Here is a 22,384-nt window from a genome sequence, read left to right as displayed (position 1 = left end):
ATCAGTGCCCGGACCGGGGCAGGGCCTCGGTCCGGGCCGCCAGAGGGGGCCGCCATAGAGTGGTCCGCATCATCTCCGACAGCCGGGACGACCGGCGTTACGCATGACACGGTCATGCCATGTGACACGTTCATGCCAATTACAGGTTTCAGGGGGACTCTCTTTCCATGCGATCCATACGTCCGCTGCTGGCGGCCACCGGACTCGTCGCCGCACTGGCGCTGACAGCAACGGCCTGCGGTCCGAGCGAGGACAAGGCTGACGACAAGCCCGCCGCCACCGAGTCCGCGAGTACCGGGGACGGCGGCCTGTCCGCCGGTCTGGCCGACACGCTGAAGAAGCACGGTGTCGACCCGGAGAAGTGGAAGGACGGCGAGTGGAAGAACTGGGACAAGGACACGTGGCTGCGTGAGGCCAAGGACTTCGTGAACCCGGTCATCGACGGGCTGTGGAAGCCCGACCGGATGAAGTCCGCCAAGGACCCGGCCAAGACCATGTCCGCCGGTGACCTCTCCGGTGGCCAGGGCGTCAGCGACCCCGAGCCGAAGCCGGTCACCGCCGAGCGCGAGAAGACGCCGTACCACGACTACGCGGCCCCGGTCGGCAAGGTCTTCTTCGACTCCCCCGAGGGCCACATGGTCTGCTCGGGCACGGTCGTGAAGGACCCGAAGAACCCGGGCAGGTCCAATCTGGTGTGGACCGCCGGCCACTGCGTCCACGCCGGCTCGAAGGGCGGCTGGTACCGCAACATCGTCTTCGTCCCCGCGTACAACGACAAGGGCAAGGGCGCCGCCGCCCTGCAGAACGCGCAGCCCCAGGAGATCGCCCCGTACGGCGCCTACTGGGCCGACTGGGCCACCACCTCGGGCGAGTGGCTGGCCGACGGCGGCCCCACCGGCGGTGAGGGCGCGCCGTACGACTACGCGGTGCTGCACGTGAAGCCGGAGAACGGCACCAAGTCCCTGGAGGAGACCGTGGGCAACGCCCTCGCGGTCGACTTCGACGCCCCCGAGGCCAAGCAGATCAGCGCGATGGGCGCCTGGGGCTACCCGGCGGCCCCGCCCTACAACGGCCTGATCATGCACAAGTGCGTCGACCGTCCCGGCCGGCTCTCCATCAGCCCCAGCACCCCCACCATGTACCGCATCGGCTGCACCATGACCGGCGGTTCGTCCGGCGGCGGCTGGTTCAGCGAGGGCGATGACGGCAAGCTGGCGCTGGTCTCCAACACCTCCATCGGCCCGGTGACCTCGGGCTGGCTGGCCGGACCCCACCTGGGCCAGGGCGCCGAGCAGATCTTCACGATGATGAGCGACAAGTTCGCCGGTCGGTAACGACCGCGCACCTCACAGGCCGACGGCCCGCCCCCTTCGCAGGGGGCGGGCCGTCGGCCTGTGCAGTGCGGCGCTGCGGTCAGTGCACCGCGGGTACGAACGTGGAGAGCTCCGCAGCCAGTTCCTCGTGCACCAGCGCCTTGAGCAGGGTGCCCTCCTGAGTGTGCTCCTCGGAGATCACCTCGCCCTCGGCGTGCACCCGGGAGACGACTGCGCCCTGGGTGTACGGAACGAGCGCCTCGATCTCGACCGAGGGGCGCGGCAGTTCGGCGTCGATGAGCGCGAGCAGCTCGTCGATGCCGGCGCCGGTCCGGGCCGATACCGCGATCGCGTGCTTCTCGATGCGCAGCAGCCGCTGGAGCACCAGCGGGTCTGCGGCGTCCGCCTTGTTGATCACCACGATCTCGGGCACGTCCACCGCGCCCACCTCGCGGATCACTTCGCGCACTGCGGCCAGCTGCTCCTCCGGCACCGGGTGCGAGCCGTCCACCACGTGCAGGATCAGGTCGGACTCACCGACCTCCTCCATGGTGGAACGGAACGCCTCGACCAGGTGGTGCGGCAGATGCCGTACGAACCCGACGGTGTCGGCCAGCGTGTAGACCCGGCCGCTCGGCGTCTCGGCCCGGCGCACGGTCGGGTCGAGGGTGGCGAACAGGGAGTTCTCCACCAGCACGCCCGCACCGGTCAGCCGGTTCAGGAGGGAGGACTTGCCGGCGTTGGTGTAGCCCGCGATGGCGACCGAAGGCACCTTGTTGCGCTTGCGCTCCTGGCGCTTGATCTCGCGGCCCGTCTTCATCTCCGCGATCTCCCGGCGCATCTTCGCCATCTTCTCGCGGATCCGGCGCCGGTCCGTCTCGATCTTGGTCTCACCGGGGCCACGGGTCGCCATTCCGCCACCGCCGCTGGAACCGCCACCGCCCATCTGACGGGACAGCGAGGCGCCCCAGCCGCGCAGCCTGGGCAGCATGTACTGCATCTGCGCCAGCGAGACCTGCGCCTTGCCCTCTCGGGACTTGGCGTGCTGGGCGAAGATGTCGAGAATCAGGGCGGTCCGGTCGACCACCTTGACCTTGACGACATCTTCCAGGTGGATCAGCTGGCCGGGGCTGAGCTCACCGTCACAGACGACGGTGTCGGCCCCGGTTTCGAGGACGATGTCGCGCAGCTCCAGGGCCTTGCCGGAACCGATGTACGTGGCCGCGTCGGGCTTGTCGCGACGCTGGAAGACCGCGTCGAGCACCTGGGCTCCGGCCGTCTCGGCCAGGGCCGCGAGCTCTGCGAGCGAGATCTCCGCGTCGTGCACGGTGCCCGAGGTCCAGACACCGACCAGCACCACACGCTCGAGGCGCAGCTGCCGGTACTCGACCTCGGTGACGTCCTCGAGCTCGGTGGAGAGGCCCGCCACTCGCCGCAGCGCGGCGCGCTCGGAGCGGTCGAGCTGTTCGCCGTCGCGCTCTCCGTCGATCTCGTGGCTCCAGGCGACGTCCTCTTCCATCAGGGCGTCGGCCCGAAGGGGCTCGGTGAGGCTCTCGGTCACGTTCTCCGTGGCGCTCTGCGCATCCTGCGCGTCCTGGGGAAGGGAAGAAGAGGAGGTCATTGGATCCTTACGTCGGTAGGAATGGTCTGCAACAGTCACAACGCGTGACCCTCCCGGATGATTCCCGCGCGGGGAGCGCTCCGGTCCGGCGCTGCGGCGACCTGTCGATGGTTGCATGGCGCGCCCGGCCCGTCACCCGGGTTTTCCGGCCCGTCACGGCCGGGTTTCCCGGCCTGTCACGTCTTTCCGCCGCCCGCCGGTGCCGCGGTGTGCCAGTCCGGGTGGCCGGGCATGGGGGGCGTGCTCGTCCCGTACAGCCAGCCGTCGAAGAACGTGGCCAGGTCGCGTCCGGCGACCTGGGTCGCCAGCCGGATGAAGTCCTGGGTGGCGGCGTTGGAGTCGCGGTGCTTGCGTACCCAGAGCCTCTCCAGCCGGTCGAAGGCGCTGTGGCCGATCTCCTGGCGGAGCGCGAACAGGACCAGCGCGCTGCCGTCGTAGACCACTGGCCGGAACAGGCTGATCTTCTTGCCCGGGGCGGGTGCGTCGGGCCGTGCGGGCGGCCCGCCGTCGGCGCGCCAGGCGTCCGAGTAGGTGTAGGCGTCGCGCATCCGGCGTTCGAGCGTCCTGCCGCCGTGCTCCTGCGCGTAGCGCGCCTCGTACCAGCTGGCGTGTCCCTCGTTGAGCCAGAGATCGGACCAGGTCCTCGGCGAGACGCTGTCGCCGAACCACTGGTGGGCCAGCTCGTGGACCATGACGGAGTCCACGTACCACTCGGGAAAGCGCGGATCGGTGAACAGGCGGCGTTCGAAGAGCGACAGGGTCTGGGTCTCCAGCTCGAAGCCGGTGTCGGCGTCCGCGATCAGCACGCCGTAGTTCTCGAAGGGGTAGCGGCCGACCTGCTTCTCCATCCATTCCAGCTGACCGGGGGTCTTGCTCAGCCACGGTTCCAGCCGCTTCCGGTCGGCGGCCGGCACGACGTCACGGACCGGCAGCCGGTGGGGGCCGGTCCGCCGCACGACCGCGGACTTCCCGATGCTGACCTGGGCGAGTTCGGTGGCCATCGGGTGTTCGGTGCGATACGTCCAGGTGGTGCGGTCGCCGTGCCCGGTGCGTCCGGTGCGCACACCGTTGGCCACCACGGTCCGGTCCTCGGGGGCGGTGATCCGGAACGTGAAGTACGCCTTGTCGGCGGGGTGGTCGTTGCTGGGGAAGACCAGGTGCCCGGCGTCGGCCTGGTTGGCCATGACGAGTCCGTCGGCCGTCCGCACCCAGCCCCCGCTGTTCCGCTCGCCCCGGGGATCGCTGGTGTGCCGGACGGTGATCCGCAGCGGCACGCCGGCCGGGAGCCGGCCGGGCGTCTCGATGATCAGGTCCTCGTCCTGCAGCGTGTAGTCGGCGCGCAGGCCGTTGACCGTGACCGAGTGCACGGTGCCCCGGGTGAAGTCGAGGTTGATCCGGTCCAGCGGCGCGGTCGTCCGCGCGTCGATCGTGGTGACGGCTTCGAGCGGTTCGCTGTTGCTGCCCCGGTAGTCGAGACCGAGGTCGTAGGCGAGTACGTCGTACCCGGGGTTGCCGAGGTGGGGGAAGAGCGGGTCACCGATGCCGAGCGGCACCGGGGCGGGCAGGGTGGCGGCGACGAGTGCGGCCGACGCGGTGGCCAGCAGAGCGGCCCGCAGGCGGCGGGAGAGGAACGGCATGGACTACGGCTACCAGCGTCGCCCCGCCCGTCACGGGACGGCGCGCGCCGCGCCACTCGAACGAGATCCGTCGCGGCGCGACAGCACCGGCCCCGGCCGGGGCCGCCTCGGTCAGAGAACGGCGGCCGGGTGCTGGGCGCGGCTCACGTCGTACACCCCCGGTACGTCGCGCATCGCGCGCATCAGCGCGGGCAGCCCTGCGGCGTCGGGGAGTTGCAGGGTGTAGGTGTGCCGCACCCGCTGTTCGCTGGGCGGTTCGACGGTGGCGGAGACGATCGCCGCGTCCGCCCCGGCGATCGCCTCGGTGAGGTCGGCCAGCAGCCGGGGCCGTCCGAAGGACTCCGCGACCAGCGTCACCCGGCATTCGGACGCCTCGCCCCAGCTCACCGCGACCGGTACCCGGCCGACGGCCTCCATGCGGGCCGCTGCCGGACAGGTGAGCCGGTGGACGGCTACGGCGCCGCCCCGCACGGTGAAGCCGGTGACGTCGTCGGGCGGTACGGGGGTGCAGCAGCCGGCCAGCCGTACGGTGGCGTCCGGGCGGTCGACCAGGGCGCTCGCGGCGCGGCCGGCGGAGCCGGTTGATCCGGGCGGCGCGGGCTGCGGTCCGGGCCTGGGGTCGGCGGGCGCGGCCTCGGCGTCCTGCGGGTGGGCATCCAGCCAGCCGGTGATCGCGATCCGGGCGGTGGGGGTCCTGGCGTGGTCGAGCCAGCCGGGTGAGGGCCCCGACGCGGCGTCCTCGGCCAGGAGCAGCTGCACGGTGTCGCCGTCGCCGAGGGCGGTCCCGAGCGTTGCCAGCCGGCCGTTCACCCGGGCCCCGATGCAGCTGTGCGCAGCGTCCCCGTACTGGGCGTAGGCGGCGTCCACGCAGCTGGCGCCCGCGGGCAGGCCGAGCGTGCCGCCGTCGGTGCGGAAGACGGTGATCTCGCGGTCCTGGGCGAGGTCGGCGCGGAGCGTGGTCCAGAAGGTGTCGGGGTCGGTGGCGGACTGCTGCCACTCCAGGAGCCGGGACAGCCAGCCGGGCCTGGTCGGGTCGGCCCGTTCGCCGTCGGCCGGCTCGGCGCTCTGCGCACCGCTGTCCGCGGCGTACGGATTGCCGAGGGCGATGACGCCCGCCTCGGCCACCTTGTGCATGCGGTGGGTGCGGATGAGGACTTCGGCGACCTCACCCTCGGGTCCCACCACGGCGGTGTGCAGCGACTGGTACAGGTTGAACTTGGGGGCCGCGATGAAGTCCTTGAACTCGGAGATCACCGGGGTGAAGCAGGTGTGGAGCTCACCGAGGACGCCGTAGCAGTCGGCGTCCTCCCCGACGAGGACCAGCAGCCGGCCGAAGTCGGTGCCGCGCAGTTCGCCGCGTTTGATGCCGACCCGGTGCACGGAGACGAAGTGCCTGGGCCTGACGAGGACTTCGGCGGGGATGCCGGCCTCCCGCAGTACCGAGGCGACGTTGCCCGCGATGGCGGTGAGCGGGTCCGCTCCTCGGGTGGCGGCGGAGATCACGGCGTGCGTGTGTGCGTACTCCTCGGGGTGGAGGATCGCGAAGACGAGGTCCTCCAGCTCGGTCTTGAGCGCCTGCACGCCGAGCCGTTCCGCGAGGGGGATCAGCACGTCGCGGGTGACCTTGGCGATCCGGGCCTGTTTCTCGGGTCGCATCACGCCGAGCGTGCGCATGTTGTGCAGCCGGTCGGCGAGCTTGATCGACATCACCCGGACGTCGTCGCCGGTGGCCACCAGCATCTTGCGGAAGGTCTCGGGCTCGGCCGCCGCGCCGTAGTCGACCTTCTCCAGTTTGGTGACGCCGTCGACGAGATAGCGGACCTCGTCACCGAACTGCTCCCCCACCTGGTCGAGGGTCACCTCGGTGTCCTCGACCGTGTCGTGCAGCAGGGAGGCCGTCAGCGTCGTGGTCTCGGCGCCGAGTTCCGCGAGGATCAGCGTGACCGCCAGCGGGTGTGTGATGTACGGCTCGCCGCTCTTGCGCATCTGTCCGCGGTGCGAGGTCTCCGCGAGGACATAGGCCCGGCGCAGGACGGTGAGGTCGGCGTCGGGGTGGTGGGCCCGGTGCGCCTCGGCCACATGGCCGATGGCGTCCGGCAGCCGGTCCCGGGAGACCGGGCCGAGCAGGGCGACCCGCCCGAGTCTGCGGAGGTCGATCCGGGGACGGCCCCGCCTGCGGATGGGAGCACCTGGGTTGGTGGCCTCTGCGCTCATGGGGCACCTCCGGCGACGTCGACCGGCGGTGGATAGGTGCGGTCGCGCCTCCGGGCCGGTGCTTGATGCTACCGACCCCACCACGTGGCGGAGTCCGGCTCTCGCCCAGCGTGAAACGGATCACCCATTCGAGCGAAGCGCTATCCGTTCAGCGTTTCGAGCCAGGCCGGATCGATCTTGCCCGCTGCGACGATCACGGCGGGTCCGGTCATCTCGATCTCGCCGTCCGGGTGCTCGGTGATCACCAGCGTGCCGCCGGGGAGGTCGACGGTGTACGTGACCGGGGTGCCGGTCAGCGCGGGGTCGGCCGCGTCCCGGCGGGCGGCGGCGACGGCGACGGCGCAGGCGCCCGTGCCGCAGGACCGGGTCTCGCCCGAGCCGCGCTCATGGACGCGCATCGCGACATGGCGGGGGCCGCGGTCCACGACGAACTCGATGTTGACCCCGTCGGGGTAGACCTCGGCCGGGCCGAAGGACGGCTCGCAGAACAGGTCACCGGCGTGGGCCAGGTCGTCGACGAAGGCGACCGCGTGCGGGTTGCCCATGTTCACGTTGCGGGCGTCCCAGCGCCGTCCGCCGACGGTGACCGTGACTCCGGCGGCCGGGAGCTGCGCGCGGCCCATGGAGACGGTGATGTCGCCGTCCTTGGCGAGGTGCACCTTCTTCACGCCGCCGCGGGTGGCGACCGCGAGATCGCCCTCCTCGACCGCGCCGGAGCGCTGGAGGTAGTGGGCGAAGACCCGTACGCCGTTGCCGCACATCTCGGCGACCGAGCCGTCCGCGTTGCGGTAGTCCATGAACCACTCGGCCTCGTCCGCCATCGCCCGCGCCTCGGGGTGGGCGGCGGACCGCACGACGTGCAGCAGCCCGTCCCCGCCGATGCCGGCCCGGCGGTCGCAGAGCCCGGCCACGACGGAAGCGGGCAGGTCGAGGGCGTTGTCCGGGTCCGGAAGGATCACGAAGTCGTTCTCGGTGCCGTGGCCCTTGAGGAAGTCGATCTGCGAGGTGGTCACGGGACAACTGTACGAGGCGATGCCGACAGCGCCGAAAACCGCCTGGCCCGGCGGCGCCGGCCGAAGCGGCCGGCCCGCCGCCGTCAGGAACGCGGCCGGCCGTCGCCGTTCAGGAACGCAGCCGCGCCACGCGCCACACGGCCAGCGCGACCAGTGCCGCGCACACCGCGACGTACAGCACGATCACGCGCCAGTCGGGCCGCTCGCCCGAGCCCCTGGACGGCAGGCCGGGCCAGGTGTGTCCGACGCGGCGTGCCGCCATCATTCCCCAGCCGGCGGCGCAGCAGCTGATCAGCAGCCCCAGCATGGCGACGACCGCGCCGCCGTCGCCGAACTCGAAGGCGAGCGGGAAGGCGAACATCAGCGATCCCATCGCGGCGAGCGTGACGATCGGCGCGAGCTGCCAGATACGCAGCCGTCGGGCGGGGCGCAGCTCGACCTGGACCTCGGGGGTCACTTCGAGCTCATCGGGCCCGTCGGGGCTCAAGCTTCCTGCCTCGTGCTGCGTGTCCGGTGCGTCTTGTTCTGTGTCGCGAGGGCCGGCCTCCATCGCCACGCGCCCTCCCAACTCGGACTCCACTGGTCGATCGATGCTCGATGATGGCACGCCGCGGCTCGCCGAACTGACGGGCAGGGCTTCCCGATGCCATCACGTGATCAGGCTGTAACCGCCCGTTCGACCAACGCCAGCGCCTGGCCCGGGAGTTCCCCGCGGTGCTCGGCGGCGCCGCTCAGCCAGTGGACGCGCGGGTCGCGGCGGAACCAGGAGTCCTGACGGCGCGCGAAGCGTTTGGTGGCGCGCACCGTCTCGCCGCGCGCCTCCTCCTCGGTGCACTCCCCGGCCAGCGCGGCGAGCACCTGCTGATAGCCGAGCGCCCGTGAGGCGGTGCGCCCCTCCCGCAGCCCCCGCCCCTCCAGCGCACGCACCTCGTCGACCAGTCCCGCGTCCCACATCCGGTCGACCCGCAGGGCGATGCGCTCGTCGAGTTCGGGGCGGGCCACGTCGACGCCGATCTGGACGGTGTCGTAGACCGCATCGTTACCGGGGAGGTTGGCGGTGAAGGGCTTGCCTGTGATCTCGATGACTTCGAGGGCCCGGACGATCCGCCGCCCGTTGCTCGGCAGAATGGCGCGGCCCGCCTCCGGGTCGGCCGCGACGAGCCGGGCGTGCAGCGCGCCCGAGCCGCGTTCCGCGAGCTCCGCCTCCAGTGCGGCCCGGATGCCGGGGTCCGTACCGGGGAACTCCAGGGCGTCGATCGCGCCCTTCACGTAGAGCCCGGAGCCGCCCACCAGGACCGGGGTGCGGCCCTCGGCGAGCAGCCGGTCGATCTCGGTGCGGGCCAGCCGCTGGTACTCGGCGACGCTGGCGGCCTCGGTGACGTCCCAGATGTCCAGCAGCAGGTGCGGGACGGACCCGCGCTCCTCGACCGTCAGTTTCGCGGTGCCGATATCCATCCCCCGGTAGAGCTGCATGGAGTCGGCGTTGACCACCTCGCCCCCGAGCTGCTGGGCGAGGAACACCCCCAGGTCGGACTTTCCGGCTGCGGTGGGACCGACGACGGCGATGACCCGCGGTGCGGGAGCTGGGCTTCTCACTGGCACAGTCTCGCAAACCGGCGGCCCGTTCCTGAACGGATGACGTGACGGGCGGGAGGGCGGCGCGTCCGGACAGCCCGTCAAGTAAAATGCGAAGCAGATATGGGTGTTTTCTCACGGTTCAGGGAGTGCGCGGCAGCACGGCGGGTACCCGGGCCGGAGAGAAGACGCGTACGCACGCACTCCCCCAGCAGAGAAGGTGTCCGATGGGCTTCATGGACAATTTGAAGGCGAAGCTGAGCCCGGCGAAGGAGAAGGTCAGCGACCTCGCGCAGCAGCACGGGGGCAAGATCGACCAGGGGCTCGACAAGGCCGCGCGGACGGTGGACGAGAAGACCAAGGGCAAGTACAGCGACAAGATCGTGTCCGGCACCCAGAAGGCCAAGGACGCGGTGGAGAAGCTGTCCCACAAGGACGGGGGCACCACCCCGCCCGCTTCCTGACCCCGGTCCGGCAGGACACCGTGGCGGCCGCGGAGCGACAGCGCTCCGCGGCCGCCGTGTGTCGTATGCCGTGTGCCGTGTGCCGTGTGCCGTGCAGTCGCGTACGGGAGCCTGCGGGCCGCTTTTGGACTGTCGCGTACGGGAGCCTGCGGGTTCCTGACCCCCGGGTGCCGGGGGTCAGGACCAGGCGGCGACCAGGTAGCCCACGCCGTACGGCGCGTCGTCGTACAGCAGGCGGCCGTCGAGTCCGGCTCCCTCCGCTGCCCCCGCGAGCACCTGCCAGGGGGCGCGGCCGGCGGCCTTCAGCTCGCGTGCCAGCGCCTCGTCCAGCGCGGTCAGCGCACCGGTGTCCGCCGCGCCCAGGGCCCGCGCGGCCGCCGCGTCGAACTCGGTGGCGCGCTCGTCCAGGTAGCCCGGGGCCTTGAGCGTGCGGCAGGCACTCCCGTCACCCATCACCAGCAGCGCCACCCGGTCCGCCCGCGCGGCCAGCGCCCGCCCGGCATCCGCGCAGCGGGCGGCCTCCAGCGACTCCCCCACGCCCAGCGCCTCGACCGGCGCGTCCGCCCACCCGGTGCGGGCCAGCAGCCAGGCGCCGACGGCGAGCGACGCCGGGAGCGGCCGCCCGGCGACCGTGTCCAGGTCCCGCCCGAGCCGCACCCGGAGATCGACGCCGAACTCCTTGAACGAACCCGTGGCGCCTTCGGGATGGGACCCTCGGCCCGCGAGGTCCGCCGGGCCGATCACGATCAGCAGATCCGGCCGGGAGGCGGCCAGCACGCCCAGTGCGTCGGTGCACGCGGTCCGCGCGGCGTCGAGCTCGGGCGCGGCACCGGCGGCGACGTCGGGGACCAGCAGGGGCGGGCAGGGGCAGACAGCGGCGGCGACAAGCATGGTGGGCAGCGTACTGGCTGGGCGCCGCCCGGCCGTCAGCCGCAGCCGCCCGCCACCGCTGTCAGTCGCAGCCGCAGCCCGGGGCCGAGGCGGCGGGCAGCGGTGCCGGGGCGCCGATGCCGGGCAGGCCCAGCATGACGCCGGCGGGCTTGGCGGCCGAGGCGGCGTTGCGCTTCTCCCAGGCGTCGCCCGACCGGGTCCGCCGGACCCCGACGGGTGCGCCCTCCGCGAGCAGGTGGTGCGGCGCGGCGTAGCTGATCTCGACGGTCACGACGTCGCCGGGCCGTACGTCCTGGTCCGGCTTGGTGAAGTGCACGAGGCGGTTGTCGGGGGCCCGGCCGGACAGGCGGTGTGTCGCGCCGTCCTTGCGGCCCTCGCCCTCCGCGACCATGACGTCCAGCGTGCGGCCGACCTGCTTCTTGTTCTCCGACCAGGAGATCTCCTCCTGGAGGACGGACAGGCGCATGTACCGCTCCTGGACGACCTCCTTGGGGATCTGGCCCTCCATGTCGGCGGCCGGGGTGCCGGGGCGCTTGGAGTACTGGAAGGTGAAGGCGTTGGCGAAGCGCGCCTCCCGTACGGCGTGCATCGTCTGCTCGAAGTCCTCCTCGGTCTCGCCGGGGAAGCCGACGATGATGTCGGTGGAGATCGCGGCGTCCGGCATCGCGGCACGCACCTTCTCGATGATCCCGAGGAAGCGTTCCTGCCGGTAGGAGCGGCGCATCGCCTTCAGGACCGTGTCCGAGCCGGACTGCATCGGCATGTGCAGCTGCGGCATCACGTTCGGGGTCTCGGCCATCGCGGCGATCACGTCGTCCGTGAAGTCGCGCGGGTGCGGCGAGGTGAAGCGGACCCGCTCCAGGCCCTCGATCCGCCCGCAGGCGCGCAGCAGCTTCGAGAAGGCCTCGCGGTCGCCGATGTCGGAGCCGTAGGCGTTCACGTTCTGCCCGAGCAGGGTGATCTCGGAGACGCCCTCCGCGACCAGGGCCTCGATCTCGGCGAGGATGTCGCCGGTCCGGCGGTCCTTCTCCTTGCCGCGCAGCGCAGGGACGATGCAGAAGGTGCAGGTGTTGTTGCAGCCGACGGAGATGGAGACCCAGGCCGCGTACGCGGACTCACGGCGGGTGGGCAGCGTCGAGGGGAACGCCTCCAGGGACTCGGCGATCTCGATCTGCGCCTCCTCCTGGATACGGGCGCGCTCCAGCAGCACGGGCAGCTTGCCGATGTTGTGCGTGCCGAAGACCACGTCGACCCAGGGGGCGCGGGCGACGATGGTGTCGCGGTCCTTCTGCGCGAGGCAGCCGCCGACCGCGATCTGCATCCCGGGGCGCTTCGTCTTCATCGGGGCGAGCCGGCCGAGGTTGCCGTAGAGCTTGTTGTCGGCGTTCTCACGCACCGCGCAGGTGTTGAAGACGACGACGTCGGCGTCGCCGTCGGAGCCCTCGGGGGCCCGTACGTAGCCGGCGTCCTCAAGCAGCCCCGACAGCCGTTCGGAGTCGTGGACGTTCATCTGGCACCCGTAGGTGCGCACCTCGTAGCTTTTTCTGACGTCCACTGCTTCGCTCCGGTTGCCGCTGCTCATGCGACAAGGGTAGGCGCTGCCCGGACACCTCCCGCCGCGGGCGGCTTCCGGACGCCCCTCCCGGCCGCGGTGGAGCACGGGAGATCCGCCGGCACCCCTGGCCATGGCCGGGAATGACCTGGCAGGATCGCCGCCATGTTCCCGGCGGCACTGTCCCGAATCGGCCGGCGTCGCTCCCTGCGGGCGGGCGCCGCCCTCGTCGTCGTGCTCGGGCTGCTCCTGTGGTGGCTGCTTCCGCTCCGGGACTCCGCACCGACCGGGAGCCTGTCGTTCAGCACGGGCGTGCGCAGCGGCGTCTACCAGCGCTACGGCGAGCGGCTCAAGGGCGCGCTGGCCAAGGATCTGCCCGATGTGTCGATAGAGCTGCAGACCAGCGAGGGGTCCCAGCAGAACATCGCCCGGGTGGCGACGGGCAAGGCCGACTTCACCATCGCGACCACCGACGCCGTGGCCACCTACCTCCGGGACGGGAAGCCGGGCGCCGAGCGGCTGCGCGGCTGTGTCCGGCTGTACGACGACTACATACAGCTGGTCGTGGACCGGGGCTCGGAGATCCGCAAGGTCTCCGACCTGCGCGGCAAGAAGGTCGCTGTCGGCCAGCCGGGCTCGGGGGTGCGGCTGGTCGCGGACCGGCTGATGACCGCCGCCGGGCTGGACCCCGTCAAGGACGTGACGGCGATACCGGCGGGCATCGACACCATGCCGAAGCTGCTTCAGGACGGGAAGCTCGACGCGTTCTTCTGGTCCGGCGGGCTGCCGACCACCGCGGTGGCGGATCTCTCGGACCGGTTCGCGATCCGGCTGATCCCGCTGGAGGACAAGCTGATCAAGCAGCTCCAGGCGGCGGGCGGCTCCACCCGCTTCTACCGCTCGGCCGTGATGCCCGCCGACGCCTACCGCAACGCGCAGCAGGGCCAGGCCGTGCCCACCGTGGCGGTCGCCAACGTGCTGGTGACCACCGACCGTACGGACGCGGCGATGACCGAGGCCTTCACCCGGACCGTGATCGACAGCCGGGACCGGATCGGACGCGAGGTGCACGCCGCGCAGCTGGTGGATCTGCGGACCGCGATCTACACCGATCCGCTGCCGCTGCACGAAGGGGCCAAGCGCTACTACCGCTCGGTGAAGCCCTGAGCGGAGGGTCCGGCCGGACCGGATCAGACGTGCCGACCGGCTCAACCGGGACGCCTGCTCAGCCGTGCCGACCGGATCAGCCGTGCGGGCCGTTGCGGGGCACGGACACCGTCACCCGCAGGCCGTGCGGTTCGTGGCGCTCGTAGGCGATGGTGCCCCGGCAGGCGGCCAGGAGCGCCTTCGAGATGGAGAGGCCGAGGCCTGATCCCCGTACGTTCTGGTGCTGGGAGCTGCGCCAGAAGCGGTCTCCGACGCGCTCCAGCTCCTGCTCGGTGAGGCCGGGTCCGCGGTCCGCGACAACGACGGTCACGCTTTCGCCGCCGGAGGCGACCGTGACCCGGACCTCCTCCTCGGCGGGCGTGAACTTGAGCGCGTTGTCGATGATGGCGTCGAGTGCGCTGGACAGGGCGATGGGATCCGTCCAGGCGGTGACGGCGGGGGCGCCGTCGGCCCGGAGCCGTACGCCCTTCTCCTCGGCCACCGGCCGCCAGGACATGACGCGTTCGGCGGTGAGGGCGCCGATGTCGGTGAGCTGGAGATCGGCCGCCGCGTGTTCGGCGAGAGCCAGGTCGAGGAGATCGTCGAGGACCTGGCCGAGCCGCTTTCCCTCGGTGCGCACGGAGGCGATCTCCTCGTTGCCCTCCGGGAGTTCGAGGGCGAGCAGCTCGATCCGCAGCAGCAGCGCGGCCAGCGGATTGCGCAACTGGTGCGAGGCGTCCGCCACGAAGGCGCGCTGCTGCTCCAGCACGTCCTCGACGTTGTCGGCCATCTCGTTGAACGAGCGGGCCAGCCGCCTGAGTTCCGGCGGCCCGCCGGAGGCCGCCACCCGGGAGCGCATCCGGCCGCTGGCGATGTCGTGGGCGGCCACGTCCAGGGTCCGCACCGGAAGCAGGACCCAGCCGGTGAGCCGGATCGCCGCGCCGACGGCCACCAGCATCGCGACCACCTCGCCCGCCGCGATCAGCAGCCAGCCGCGCAGGGTGTCGGAACGCATCTGCGCGGTGGGCGAGTCGATGACGACGACGGCGACCACGTCACCGTCGCGCACGACGGGCGAGGCGACGACCACCCGGCCGTCCTGCCAGGGCCAGACCTGCGGCGGATCGTGGCTGCGACGGCCGAGCAGCGCCTCGTTGAACGCCTCGCGGCCCTCCCCCTCGACGGGCAGCCGCCAGGTCGCCGGGGCCTTCGCCATCGCGGAGTCGTCACGGTAGAAGACCCCCGCCCGGATGCCGTAGACCGAGTCGTACGTCTCCAGTTCGGTCTGGAGGGTGCGCTGCCGCTCGTCGTAGCCGTGGGTGCGTTCGGTGATGAACTGAGCCAGTGCGGCGAAGCGTGCCGTGTCGTCGATGCGGTCGATGACGACGCCCTGCTGCTGGGCCGCGGCCACACTGACGGCCAGCGGGAAGCCCAGCGCGAGCAGAACACTCGCCATGAGAACGATGAGCAGCGGAAGCAGCCTGGTGCGCACCGGAGACGTACGCCTCTACGCGGACGGGGCGACGAGGCGGTAGCCGACCCCGCGCACCGTCTCGATCAGTGCGGGCAGCCGCAGCTTGGCGCGCAGCGAGGCGACGTGCACCTCAAGCGTGCGTCCCGTCCCCTCCCAGCTCGTGCGCCAGACCTCGCTGATGATCTGCTCGCGGCGGAACACCACACCGGGCCGCTGGGCGAGGAGCGCGAGCAGGTCGAACTCCTTGCGCGTGAGCTGGACTTCGCTGCCGTCGACGCTGACCCGCCGGGTGGGCAGCTCGATGTGCACATGGCCCAGGCGCAGCGCGGCGACGGGCGTGGGCCCGGTGTCGTCCGCGGCGGGCTTGCGCCGGCTGACGGCGTGGATACGGGCGAGGAGCTCGCCGGTGTCGTACGGCTTGGTCACGTAGTCGTCCGCGCCGAGGTTCAGCCCGTGGATGCGCGAGCGGACGTCGGCCCGCGCGGTCACCATGATCACCGGTACGGCACTGCGCTTGCGGATCTTCCCGCACACCTCGTAGCCGTCCTGGTCGGGCAGCCCGAGATCGAGGAGTACGACGCCGAAGGGTTCCGCGTCCGTGGGGAGGAGCGCCTGGAGGGCCTCCTCGCCGCTGCGGGCGTGCACCACCTTGAAGCCGTGCCGGCCGAGGATGGCGGACAGGGCGGCGGCGACGTGGTTGTCGTCCTCGACGAGCAGCAGTCTCATGGGCCCCCTCTCCGGGGTCGCGGGGTCGGTGCGGTCGCGTACGCCCCCTGGTCACTTCCCCGTATCGAGGCGTTTCACGTCAGGGTGTACCAAGGCATCCACTCCGATGACCGGTGGGCCAGTCAAGTGCCTGCCGGTTGCATCGATGTTTCCGTTATGCACCCGGTACGCCCGGACGGCCCGCGTGACGTCCCGTTCACACGGAGTGTCCGGTTGCGGCCGGATCGTTATGCTCAATTTCCGCTCAGATGTAATGACGCTGGTCGCACTGCGTCACTAAGGTCCTTGCCAACCGAGGAGGACGGAGCAAAAAGCCGATGAGCGGAGTTTCAGTGACCAAGGGCGCCGAGGACGCTGCACCCGCGGCCGGCGGCGACCTGGTCGTGCTGAGCAACGTCAACAAGCACTTCGGCGCGCTGCATGTGCTCCAGGACATCGACCTGACGATCGCCTCCGGCGAGGTCGTGGTCGTCATCGGGCCCTCGGGGTCCGGGAAGTCCACGCTGTGCCGCACGATCAACCGCTTGGAGACGATCGACTCGGGCGCGATCACGATCGACGGGAAGCCCCTGCCCGAGGAGGGCAAGGAGCTGGCGCGACTGCGTGCCGATGTCGGCATGGTCTTCCAGTCGTTCAATCTCTTCGCCCACAAGACGGTGCTCGAGAACGTGATGCTGGGCCAGGTCAAGGTCCGCAAGACGGAGAAGAAGGCGGCCGAGGACAAGGCGCGTTCACTGCTTGACCGGGTGGGTGTCGGGACCCAGGCCGACAAGTACCCCTCGCAGCTCTCCGGCGGCCAGCAGCAACGTGTGGCGATCGCACGGGCGTTGGCGATGGACCCCAAGGTCATGCTGTTCGACGAGCCGACCTCCGCGCTCGACCCGGAGATGATCAACGAGGTGCTGGAGGTCATGCAGCAGCTCGCCCGCGAGGGAATGACCATGGTCGTCGTCACCCATGAGATGGGTTTCGCCCGTTCCGCGGCGAACCGGGTCATCTTCATGGCGGACGGAAAGATCGTCGAAGAGGCCGTGCCCGACCAGTTCTTCAGCAACCCGCGCAGTGACCGGGCCAAGGACTTCCTGTCGAAGATCCTTCACCACTGATGGAGCCTTCAGCGCCGGTTTCCGGGCCGGCTGATCACGCACATCGCGTCAACTCTAGGGAATTTCACCATGCAGCTTCGTAAGGTCACCGCCGCCTCGGCAGCCGTGCTCGCCCTCGCCATGGCCGCCACCGCCTGTGGCTCCGACAAGAAGGACGACGAGTCCGGTTCGGGCGGCGGCAAGAAGATCACCATCGGTATCAAGATCGACCAGCCGGGTATCGGGCTGAAGACCCCGGACGGCAAGTTCACGGGCTTCGACGTCGATGTCGCCACGTACGTAGCCAAGGAACTCGGCTACGACGCGAAGAACATCGAGTTCAAGGAGACCAAGAGCGCCGACCGCGAGACGTCGATCGACCGCGGTGACGTGAAGTTCATCGCCGCCTCGTACTCGATCAACGACGAGCGGCTGAAGAAGGTCGACTTCGCGGGTCCGTACCTCCTCGCCCACCAGGACATCCTGGTCCGCGCGGACGACACCTCGATCAAGTCGGCGAAGGACCTGAACAACAAGAAGCTCTGCTCGGTCACCGGCTCGACCTCGGCGCAGAACATCCACGACACGCTGGCCCCGAAGGCCCAGCTCCAGGAGTACGGCGGCTACTCGGAGTGCCTGACCGGCCTGGAGAACAAGGCCGTTGACGCACTGACCACCGACGACAGCATCCTGGCCGGCTACGCCTCGCAGGACGCCAACAAGGGCAAGTTCAAGCTGGCCGGTCTCAAGATGACCAACGAGAACTACGGCATCGGCCTGAAGAAGGGCGACGCCGACCTCAAGAAGAAGATCAACGACGCGCTGACCAAGATGGTCTCGGACGGTTCGTGGGAGAAGGCCGTGAAGGCCAACTTCGGCCCGGCGAACTACAAGAACGAGCCCGCCCCCAAGATCGGCAACGTCGTCAAGTGAAGCAGGGCTGACCGGGCGCGCCGCCACTGACGGCGGCGCGCCGTGCCCTCCTACACGCGGAAGCGCGGGAGATCGTGTTCGACTTTCTTGATGGTTACGACCTGCTGGGGGCCTTCTGGGTGACGGTGCAACTCACCGTCTACTCCGCCCTCGGCTCCCTCATATGGGGAACGCTGCTGGCCGGCATGAAGGTCAGCCCGGTCCCCCTGATGCGCGGTTTCGCGACCGGCTATGTGAACGTGGTCCGGAACATTCCACTGACCGTGATCATTGTGTTCTCCTCTCTGGGGCTGTACTCGACGCTCAACATCAGCCTCGGTGCGTCCGACATCACGGACGTCAACTTCCGTCTCGCGGTACTCGCCCTGAGCGCCTACACCGCCGCCTTCGTGTGCGAAGCGCTGCGGTCCGGGATCAACACGGTGCCGGTCGGCCAGGCCGAGGCGGCACGCGCCCTCGGCCTGAGCTTCACCCAGGTACTGCGGCTGATCATCCTTCCGCAGGCGTTCCGGTCGGTGGTCAATCCGCTGTCCAACGTCCTCATCGCGCTGACGAAGAACACCACGGTCGCTTCCGCGATCGGGGTCATGGAAGCTTCGTACCTGATGAAGGGCATGATCGAGAACGAGGCTCAGCTGATCCTGATCTCTGCCGTCTTCGCGTTCGGATTCATCGTTCTGACCCTCCCGACCGGCCTCATCCTCGGCTGGGTGAGCAAGAAGGTGGCGGTGAAGCGATGAGTTCCGTCCTCTATGACGCCCAGGGACCGCGCGCCAAGCGGCGGAACATCCTCTACACCGTCCTGTTCGTGCTCGTCGCCGCGGCCGTGGTGTGGTGGGTGTACGACGGTCTCGCCTCGAAGCACCAGCTCGACTGGATCAAGTGGAAGCCCTTCTTCACCAGCTCCCAGCCGTGGGAGACGTTCATCTGGCCGGGTTTCCAGAACACGATCAAGGCGGCGTTCTTCGCCCTGATCATCGCGCTGCCGCTGGGCGCGCTGTTCGGGATAGGCCGGCTCTCGGAGCACCGGTGGATGCGGGTGCCTTCCGCCGTGGTCGTGGAGTTCTTCCGCGCCATCCCGGTGCTGATCCTGATGGTCATCGCCAACCAGGCGTACTCCGAGTACACCGAGCTCGACCCGGAGACCCGACTGCTGTACGCAGTGATCACGGGTCTGGTGCTCTACAACGCCTCGGTACTCGCCGAAATCGTGCGGGCCGGGATCCTGACGCTCCCCTCGGGGCAGACGGACGCGGCCAAGGCGATCGGCATGCGCAAGGGCCAGACCATGCTCTTCGTACTGCTGCCGCAAGCAGTGACCGCCATGCTGCCCGCGATCGTCAGCCAGGTCGTGGTGATCGTGAAGGACACCGCTCTCGGTGGCGCGGTGCTCAGCTTCCCCGAGCTGCTGGCATCGGTCCGGCCGATGGCCGCGAACTACGGTGCGAACACCATCGCGTGTTTCACGATCATCGCGGTGATCTACATCGCGCTGAACTTCACCCTCACCTCGTTCGCGAGCTGGCTGGAGCAGCGGCTCCGGCGCGCGAAGAAGAGCACGGGCGCGGTCGTGGGCACCGGTCCGGGGGGCGACCTGGAGACGATCGGTGCGCCGTCGCTCAACATTGATGACGGACGCGCCGTCTGACGGCTGATCAACAGAGGTCCCCGAGGGGCGGTGGCGCATTCGCCACCGCCCCTCGCCGCGTTCCGGTGTCACTTGACGCAAGCACCGGCAGTAGGTTGCATACGTTCTGTGATCGCGCCCCGAGCCCCCTACGCCGCCGCATCTCCGTCGCCGCCGTCCCCGGCCTCCGGGGCCGCTCCGGACCGTCCGCTCCGCCCGTGCGCCGCCACGCGTCCGACCGCACACGTTCCGGGGGCCGCGCCGTGGACCCGGTGATCATCGTCGGCGCCGGGCCGGTCGGCCTGGTGCTGTCGCTCGCCCTCGCGGCGCAGGGAGTGCCTTCCGTGCTCCTCGACGAGGACCCCGGCAAGGAGGAGACGCGCCCCGCCCGCACGGTGGTGCTCCGCGAGGACACCGCAGCGCTGCTGGAACGGCTCGGCTGCAAGACGCTCCAGGACGAGGGCCTGCGCTGGTCCGGCTGGCGGTCCCTGCGCCGCAAGCAGCTGGTACGTGAACTGCCGCTCGGTGAGGGCATGCCGTCCGGGGACGCGCCGGCCGCCCCGGTCCATGTACCGCAGCACGCCCTGGTGCGCGGACTGCGGGACGCGGTGGCCTCGCAGAGCCTCGTACGGACGGCACGGCACAGCCGCGTCGATACGCTGGAGCAGGACCCGGCCGGGGTCACCGTGCACACCAGGGAGCCCGGTTCGACCTGGTGGCGCGGGAGTTACCTGGTCGGCTGCGACGGGGCGCGGTCCACCGTGCGCAAGCTCCTCGACATCCGGTTCCCCGGGCGCACGGCGGTGGAACGGCATGCCGTCGCCGCCCTGCGCACCGAACTGCCCTGGCCCGGCGAGGCCGTGCTGCACCGGCTGCCGCCATGGCGCTCCGGCGGCGCCGAGGTGACCGCGCGGCCGCTGCCGGAGGACGTCTGGCGGCTGGACTGGCTGCTGCCGCCACGCGGCGAGCTCGTCACCCCCGACGTCCTGGTCGCCCGGGTCCGGGACACCCTGGCGGGCTGGTGCGGCGAGACACCCCCGTACGAGCTGCTGGACACCGGCGTCTACACGCTGCACCACCGGCTCGCCCGGCGTTGGCGGGTGAAGCGGGCCTTCCTCGCCGGGGACGCCGCCCATCTGCTGGGTGCGCTCGGCACCCAGGGGCTGGACGAGGGGCTGCGGGACGCCGAGAACCTCGCCTGGAAGCTGGCGCTGGCCTGGCACCACGGCGCGTCCGACGTACTCCTCGACAGCTACCAGGCCGAGCGCCGGGCCGCGGTCGCCGCACGGCTGCGCGCCGCCGACCAGTCGCTGCCGATACTGCGGGGCGGCGGAGGGCTGCGGACCCTGGTCCCGGGGAGCGCACGGGGGCACGATTCGCTGCTCACCGACGGGCATCTGGGCTGTGGCCCCCTGGGTGCGCCCCCTTCCTACGCGCTGTCCCCCCTTGCGCCCCCGCGCGCCGAGGCGCATGCGTCCGTGGGTACGCCCCCCGGTGCGCCGGTGGCCGATGTGCGGGTGACGGCACCCGACGGCACGCGCGTACGCCTCCGGGAACGGCTGGGGCAGGGGCGGCTGCTGGTCGTCCTGGTGGCCCCCGGTACTGGAGTATGGGACCGGCGGCACTGGATGGGGGCCGGAGTGATGCCCCGGCTCGTCGAGGCGGTGGACGCCCTGCCGGTGAAGGGCGAACTGCTGGTGGCGGAGAGCTACCCGGGGGCGTCCGCGCACACCGTTCTGCTGGTCAGGCCGGACGGTCACCTGGCGGAGTCGTTCAGCGGGGTACGGCCCGCTGAGCTCCGGGCGGCGGCCGACGCGGCGCGCGGCGGTGCGGCCCGCACGTCCGAACGCTCCGACCGCACCGCAGACATCAATTGACCCCCGCGGGCGCACATGGTCTACTCCGGAACATGACCGACACCGATGTGCGCCTGTGGCGGAGGGTCCATATGGACCTGCTCCGCTATGCGGGCTGCGTGTGTCGCCCGTCCTGCTGAATCGCCTTCTTCTGCTCCGCCGTGCGTCATGACGTACGGCAGGACATCCACGCGAACTCTCAGGACGGTCCCCGTGTCTGCTTCTCCTGCCCCCGTACCCGCAACTCCCGCCCCCGAGCTCCCGGTTTCCGTACGCACTCCGGCCTCCGGCCCGACGGCTGCGGAACTGCTCGACTTCGTCCGCCGTACCGCCGCTGACGCCGCCCTCATCGCCTCGCTCCCCCTGGATCCCGAGGGCCGCACCTGGATCCGGCTCGACGGACCGGGCGGCAGTGAGGCCTGGCTGATCGGCTGGCCGCCCGGCACCGGCACCGGCTGGCACGACCACGCCGACTCGATCGGCGCCTTCCTCTCCGCGAGCGGCACGCTCAAGGAGCACTCGCTCGCGGCACGGCTGCCGACGGACGGGTGGAAGACCCTCGAACTGACCGAGGACATCGACCGGTCCCGGGAGCTGACCGCAGGTCAGGGCAGGGCCTTCGGCAGGCACCACGTGCACGAGGTACTGAACGAGTCCACCGCCGAACACGCCGTCTCCGTCCACGCGTACTACCCGCCGCTTCCGCAGATCCGGCGCTACAGCCGCACGGGCGCGGTACTCCGCCTCGAACAGACCGAAAGCCCGGAGGACTGGCAGTGAGCCACACACCGCACGAAGCCACGGGAGCGCACGGCAAGCAGCCGGACGGTTCGCAGCGGGTGGGGATCGACGAGCTGCTGGAGCGGGTCAGGTCCGGATACGAGCGGCTCGGGCCCGAGGAGGCCCGCGCGGCGGCCGCCGGCGGGGCCCTGCTCGTCGACATCCGCTACGCGGAGCTGCGCGCGCGGGACGGGCTGATCCCGGGGGCGCTGGTCGTCGAGCGCAACGAGCTGGAGTGGCGGCTGGACCCGCAGGGGAGCCATCGCGCGGCGGAGGCGGTGAGCCACGGGCTACGGGTCGTGGTGATCTGCAACGAGGGCTACGCGTCGAGCCTCGCCGTCGAGTCCCTGCACCGGCTCGGGCTGTACCGGGCAACCGATCTGGCGGGCGGCTTCCAGGCCTGGCGCGCGGCGGGGCTCCCGGTCGACGTGTGACCGGGAGCCCCGCCCGGGGCCGCCGGTACGGGCGGGCCCGCCC

General features: G+C 70.9%; 21 protein-coding genes. 11 read left to right on the top strand and 10 right to left on the bottom strand.

The annotated features are described in order from the left end of the window. The first annotated feature begins 167 nt into the window (after nucleotides 1-167). Nucleotides 168-1,334, top strand: a complete 1,167-nt coding sequence (locus EDD93_RS22875) for a serine protease (RefSeq protein ID WP_123526932.1) — start codon at nucleotides 168-170, stop codon at nucleotides 1,332-1,334. Between the two features lie 79 nt (nucleotides 1,335-1,413). Here the strand turns inward: EDD93_RS22875 and hflX are convergent, their stop codons facing one another. From hflX to miaA, 6 genes are all read right to left on the bottom strand, one after another. Then, nucleotides 1,414-2,934 carry a GTPase HflX gene (hflX, locus tag EDD93_RS22870; RefSeq protein WP_123526931.1) on the bottom strand — a complete coding sequence of 507 codons (1,521 nt, stop codon included), beginning with the start codon at nucleotides 2,932-2,934 and terminating at the stop codon, nucleotides 1,414-1,416. Between the two features lie 176 nt (nucleotides 2,935-3,110). Continuing rightward, a complete protein-coding gene (locus tag EDD93_RS22865) occupies nucleotides 3,111-4,571 on the bottom strand; it encodes a M1 family metallopeptidase (RefSeq protein ID WP_123526930.1) in 1,461 nt (486 codons plus the stop codon). Nucleotides 4,572-4,682: 111 nt separating this feature from the next. Next, on the bottom strand, nucleotides 4,683-6,785 hold the full coding sequence (locus EDD93_RS22860; protein WP_123526929.1) for a bifunctional (p)ppGpp synthetase/guanosine-3',5'-bis(diphosphate) 3'-pyrophosphohydrolase: 2,103 nt from the start codon (nucleotides 6,783-6,785) through the stop codon (nucleotides 4,683-4,685). 140 nt (nucleotides 6,786-6,925) lie between these two features. Then, the gene (dapF, locus tag EDD93_RS22855; protein ID WP_123526928.1) at nucleotides 6,926-7,798 is read right to left on the bottom strand and encodes a diaminopimelate epimerase; all 873 of its coding nucleotides are present in this window, start codon (nucleotides 7,796-7,798) and stop codon (nucleotides 6,926-6,928) included. A gap of 109 nt (nucleotides 7,799-7,907) precedes the next feature. Continuing rightward, the gene (locus EDD93_RS22850) at nucleotides 7,908-8,348 is read right to left on the bottom strand and encodes a hypothetical protein (protein ID WP_123526927.1); all 441 of its coding nucleotides are present in this window, start codon (nucleotides 8,346-8,348) and stop codon (nucleotides 7,908-7,910) included. A 107-nt stretch (nucleotides 8,349-8,455) separates the two neighbouring features. Further along, nucleotides 8,456-9,394 (bottom strand): tRNA (adenosine(37)-N6)-dimethylallyltransferase MiaA, encoded by a 939-nt coding sequence (gene miaA / locus EDD93_RS22845; protein ID WP_123526926.1) that lies wholly within the window; start codon nucleotides 9,392-9,394, stop codon nucleotides 8,456-8,458. A gap of 206 nt (nucleotides 9,395-9,600) precedes the next feature. On the opposite strand from miaA, the gene EDD93_RS22840 reads away from it, so the two are divergent. After that, nucleotides 9,601-9,837, top strand: coding sequence for an antitoxin (locus EDD93_RS22840; protein ID WP_123526925.1), 237 nt, complete (start codon nucleotides 9,601-9,603; stop codon nucleotides 9,835-9,837). A 177-nt stretch (nucleotides 9,838-10,014) separates the two neighbouring features. On the opposite strand, the gene EDD93_RS22835 is transcribed toward EDD93_RS22840, so the two are convergent. Next, entirely contained in the window at nucleotides 10,015-10,728 is a 714-nt protein-coding gene (locus EDD93_RS22835; RefSeq protein ID WP_123526924.1) for a class III extradiol dioxygenase subunit B-like domain-containing protein, read from the bottom strand. Nucleotides 10,729-10,789: 61 nt separating this feature from the next. After that, nucleotides 10,790-12,310 (bottom strand): tRNA (N6-isopentenyl adenosine(37)-C2)-methylthiotransferase MiaB, encoded by a 1,521-nt coding sequence (gene miaB, locus EDD93_RS22830; protein WP_185092406.1) that lies wholly within the window; start codon nucleotides 12,308-12,310, stop codon nucleotides 10,790-10,792. A gap of 135 nt (nucleotides 12,311-12,445) precedes the next feature. On the opposite strand from miaB, the gene EDD93_RS22825 reads away from it, so the two are divergent. Next, nucleotides 12,446-13,447, top strand: a complete 1,002-nt coding sequence (locus tag EDD93_RS22825) for a TAXI family TRAP transporter solute-binding subunit (RefSeq protein ID WP_123526922.1) — start codon at nucleotides 12,446-12,448, stop codon at nucleotides 13,445-13,447. A gap of 76 nt (nucleotides 13,448-13,523) precedes the next feature. Here EDD93_RS22825 and EDD93_RS22820 read toward each other — a convergent pair whose 3' ends face one another. Both EDD93_RS22820 and EDD93_RS22815 read right to left on the bottom strand, forming a co-directional pair. Beyond that, entirely contained in the window at nucleotides 13,524-14,918 is a 1,395-nt protein-coding gene (locus EDD93_RS22820) for a HAMP domain-containing sensor histidine kinase (RefSeq protein ID WP_123526921.1), read from the bottom strand. Nucleotides 14,919-14,933: 15 nt separating this feature from the next. After that, on the bottom strand, nucleotides 14,934-15,626 hold the full coding sequence (locus EDD93_RS22815; RefSeq protein ID WP_123526920.1) for a response regulator transcription factor: 693 nt from the start codon (nucleotides 15,624-15,626) through the stop codon (nucleotides 14,934-14,936). Between the two features lie 317 nt (nucleotides 15,627-15,943). On the opposite strand from EDD93_RS22815, the gene EDD93_RS22810 reads away from it, so the two are divergent. The 8 genes from EDD93_RS22810 (at nucleotide 15,944) to EDD93_RS22780 (ending at nucleotide 22,341) form a co-directional block, all read left to right on the top strand. Then, nucleotides 15,944-16,732 (top strand): amino acid ABC transporter ATP-binding protein, encoded by a 789-nt coding sequence (locus EDD93_RS22810; protein ID WP_123526919.1) that lies wholly within the window; start codon nucleotides 15,944-15,946, stop codon nucleotides 16,730-16,732. 69 nt (nucleotides 16,733-16,801) lie between these two features. Further along, the gene (locus EDD93_RS22805) at nucleotides 16,802-17,644 is read left to right on the top strand and encodes a glutamate ABC transporter substrate-binding protein (RefSeq protein ID WP_123526918.1); all 843 of its coding nucleotides are present in this window, start codon (nucleotides 16,802-16,804) and stop codon (nucleotides 17,642-17,644) included. A 74-nt stretch (nucleotides 17,645-17,718) separates the two neighbouring features. After that, nucleotides 17,719-18,384, top strand: a complete 666-nt coding sequence (locus EDD93_RS22800) for an amino acid ABC transporter permease (protein ID WP_123526917.1) — start codon at nucleotides 17,719-17,721, stop codon at nucleotides 18,382-18,384. After that, the gene (locus EDD93_RS22795) at nucleotides 18,381-19,292 is read left to right on the top strand and encodes an amino acid ABC transporter permease (protein WP_123526916.1); all 912 of its coding nucleotides are present in this window, start codon (nucleotides 18,381-18,383) and stop codon (nucleotides 19,290-19,292) included. Before EDD93_RS22800 ends, EDD93_RS22795 begins: the two co-directional genes overlap by 4 nt. Before the next feature lie 242 nt (nucleotides 19,293-19,534). Continuing rightward, nucleotides 19,535-21,148 (top strand): FAD-dependent monooxygenase, encoded by a 1,614-nt coding sequence (locus EDD93_RS22790; RefSeq protein WP_123527924.1) that lies wholly within the window; start codon nucleotides 19,535-19,537, stop codon nucleotides 21,146-21,148. 32 nt (nucleotides 21,149-21,180) lie between these two features. Continuing rightward, the gene (locus tag EDD93_RS40830) at nucleotides 21,181-21,267 is read left to right on the top strand and encodes a putative leader peptide (protein WP_311307652.1); all 87 of its coding nucleotides are present in this window, start codon (nucleotides 21,181-21,183) and stop codon (nucleotides 21,265-21,267) included. 73 nt (nucleotides 21,268-21,340) lie between these two features. Then, nucleotides 21,341-21,907, top strand: coding sequence for a cysteine dioxygenase (locus EDD93_RS22785; protein WP_123526915.1), 567 nt, complete (start codon nucleotides 21,341-21,343; stop codon nucleotides 21,905-21,907). Next, on the top strand, nucleotides 21,904-22,341 hold the full coding sequence (locus EDD93_RS22780; protein WP_123526914.1) for a rhodanese-like domain-containing protein: 438 nt from the start codon (nucleotides 21,904-21,906) through the stop codon (nucleotides 22,339-22,341). Before EDD93_RS22785 ends, EDD93_RS22780 begins: the two co-directional genes overlap by 4 nt. Nucleotides 22,342-22,384: the final 43 nt, after the last annotated feature.

It is taken from the genome of Streptomyces sp. 840.1 (assembly GCF_003751445.1).
In the GTDB taxonomy this organism is placed as follows: Bacteria; Actinomycetota; Actinomycetes; order Streptomycetales; family Streptomycetaceae; genus Streptomyces.
This window is presented reverse-complemented; position numbering and strand designations above follow the sequence as displayed.

What these genes read in the sequence shown, in the direction of transcription:
- EDD93_RS22815 (WP_123526920.1), bottom strand. Translation starts at nt 15,626, where the DNA reads ATGAGACTGCTGCTCGTCGAGGACGACAACCACGTCGCCGCCGCCCTG.
- EDD93_RS22840 (WP_123526925.1), top strand. Translation starts at nt 9,601, where the DNA reads ATGGGCTTCATGGACAATTTGAAGGCGAAGCTGAGCCCGGCGAAGGAG.
- EDD93_RS22795 (WP_123526916.1), top strand. Translation starts at nt 18,381, where the DNA reads ATGAGTTCCGTCCTCTATGACGCCCAGGGACCGCGCGCCAAGCGGCGG.
- EDD93_RS22810 (WP_123526919.1), top strand. Translation starts at nt 15,944, where the DNA reads ATGAGCGGAGTTTCAGTGACCAAGGGCGCCGAGGACGCTGCACCCGCG.
- EDD93_RS22835 (WP_123526924.1), bottom strand. Translation starts at nt 10,728, where the DNA reads ATGCTTGTCGCCGCCGCTGTCTGCCCCTGCCCGCCCCTGCTGGTCCCC.
- miaB (WP_185092406.1), bottom strand. Translation starts at nt 12,310, where the DNA reads ATGAGCAGCGGCAACCGGAGCGAAGCAGTGGACGTCAGAAAAAGCTAC.
- hflX (WP_123526931.1), bottom strand. Translation starts at nt 2,934, where the DNA reads ATGACCTCCTCTTCTTCCCTTCCCCAGGACGCGCAGGATGCGCAGAGC.
- EDD93_RS22860 (WP_123526929.1), bottom strand. Translation starts at nt 6,785, where the DNA reads ATGAGCGCAGAGGCCACCAACCCAGGTGCTCCCATCCGCAGGCGGGGC.
- EDD93_RS22865 (WP_123526930.1), bottom strand. Translation starts at nt 4,571, where the DNA reads ATGCCGTTCCTCTCCCGCCGCCTGCGGGCCGCTCTGCTGGCCACCGCG.
- EDD93_RS40830 (WP_311307652.1), top strand. Translation starts at nt 21,181, where the DNA reads ATGACCGACACCGATGTGCGCCTGTGGCGGAGGGTCCATATGGACCTG.
- EDD93_RS22850 (WP_123526927.1), bottom strand. Translation starts at nt 8,348, where the DNA reads ATGGAGGCCGGCCCTCGCGACACAGAACAAGACGCACCGGACACGCAG.
- EDD93_RS22875 (WP_123526932.1), top strand. Translation starts at nt 168, where the DNA reads ATGCGATCCATACGTCCGCTGCTGGCGGCCACCGGACTCGTCGCCGCA.
- EDD93_RS22805 (WP_123526918.1), top strand. Translation starts at nt 16,802, where the DNA reads ATGCAGCTTCGTAAGGTCACCGCCGCCTCGGCAGCCGTGCTCGCCCTC.
- EDD93_RS22825 (WP_123526922.1), top strand. Translation starts at nt 12,446, where the DNA reads ATGTTCCCGGCGGCACTGTCCCGAATCGGCCGGCGTCGCTCCCTGCGG.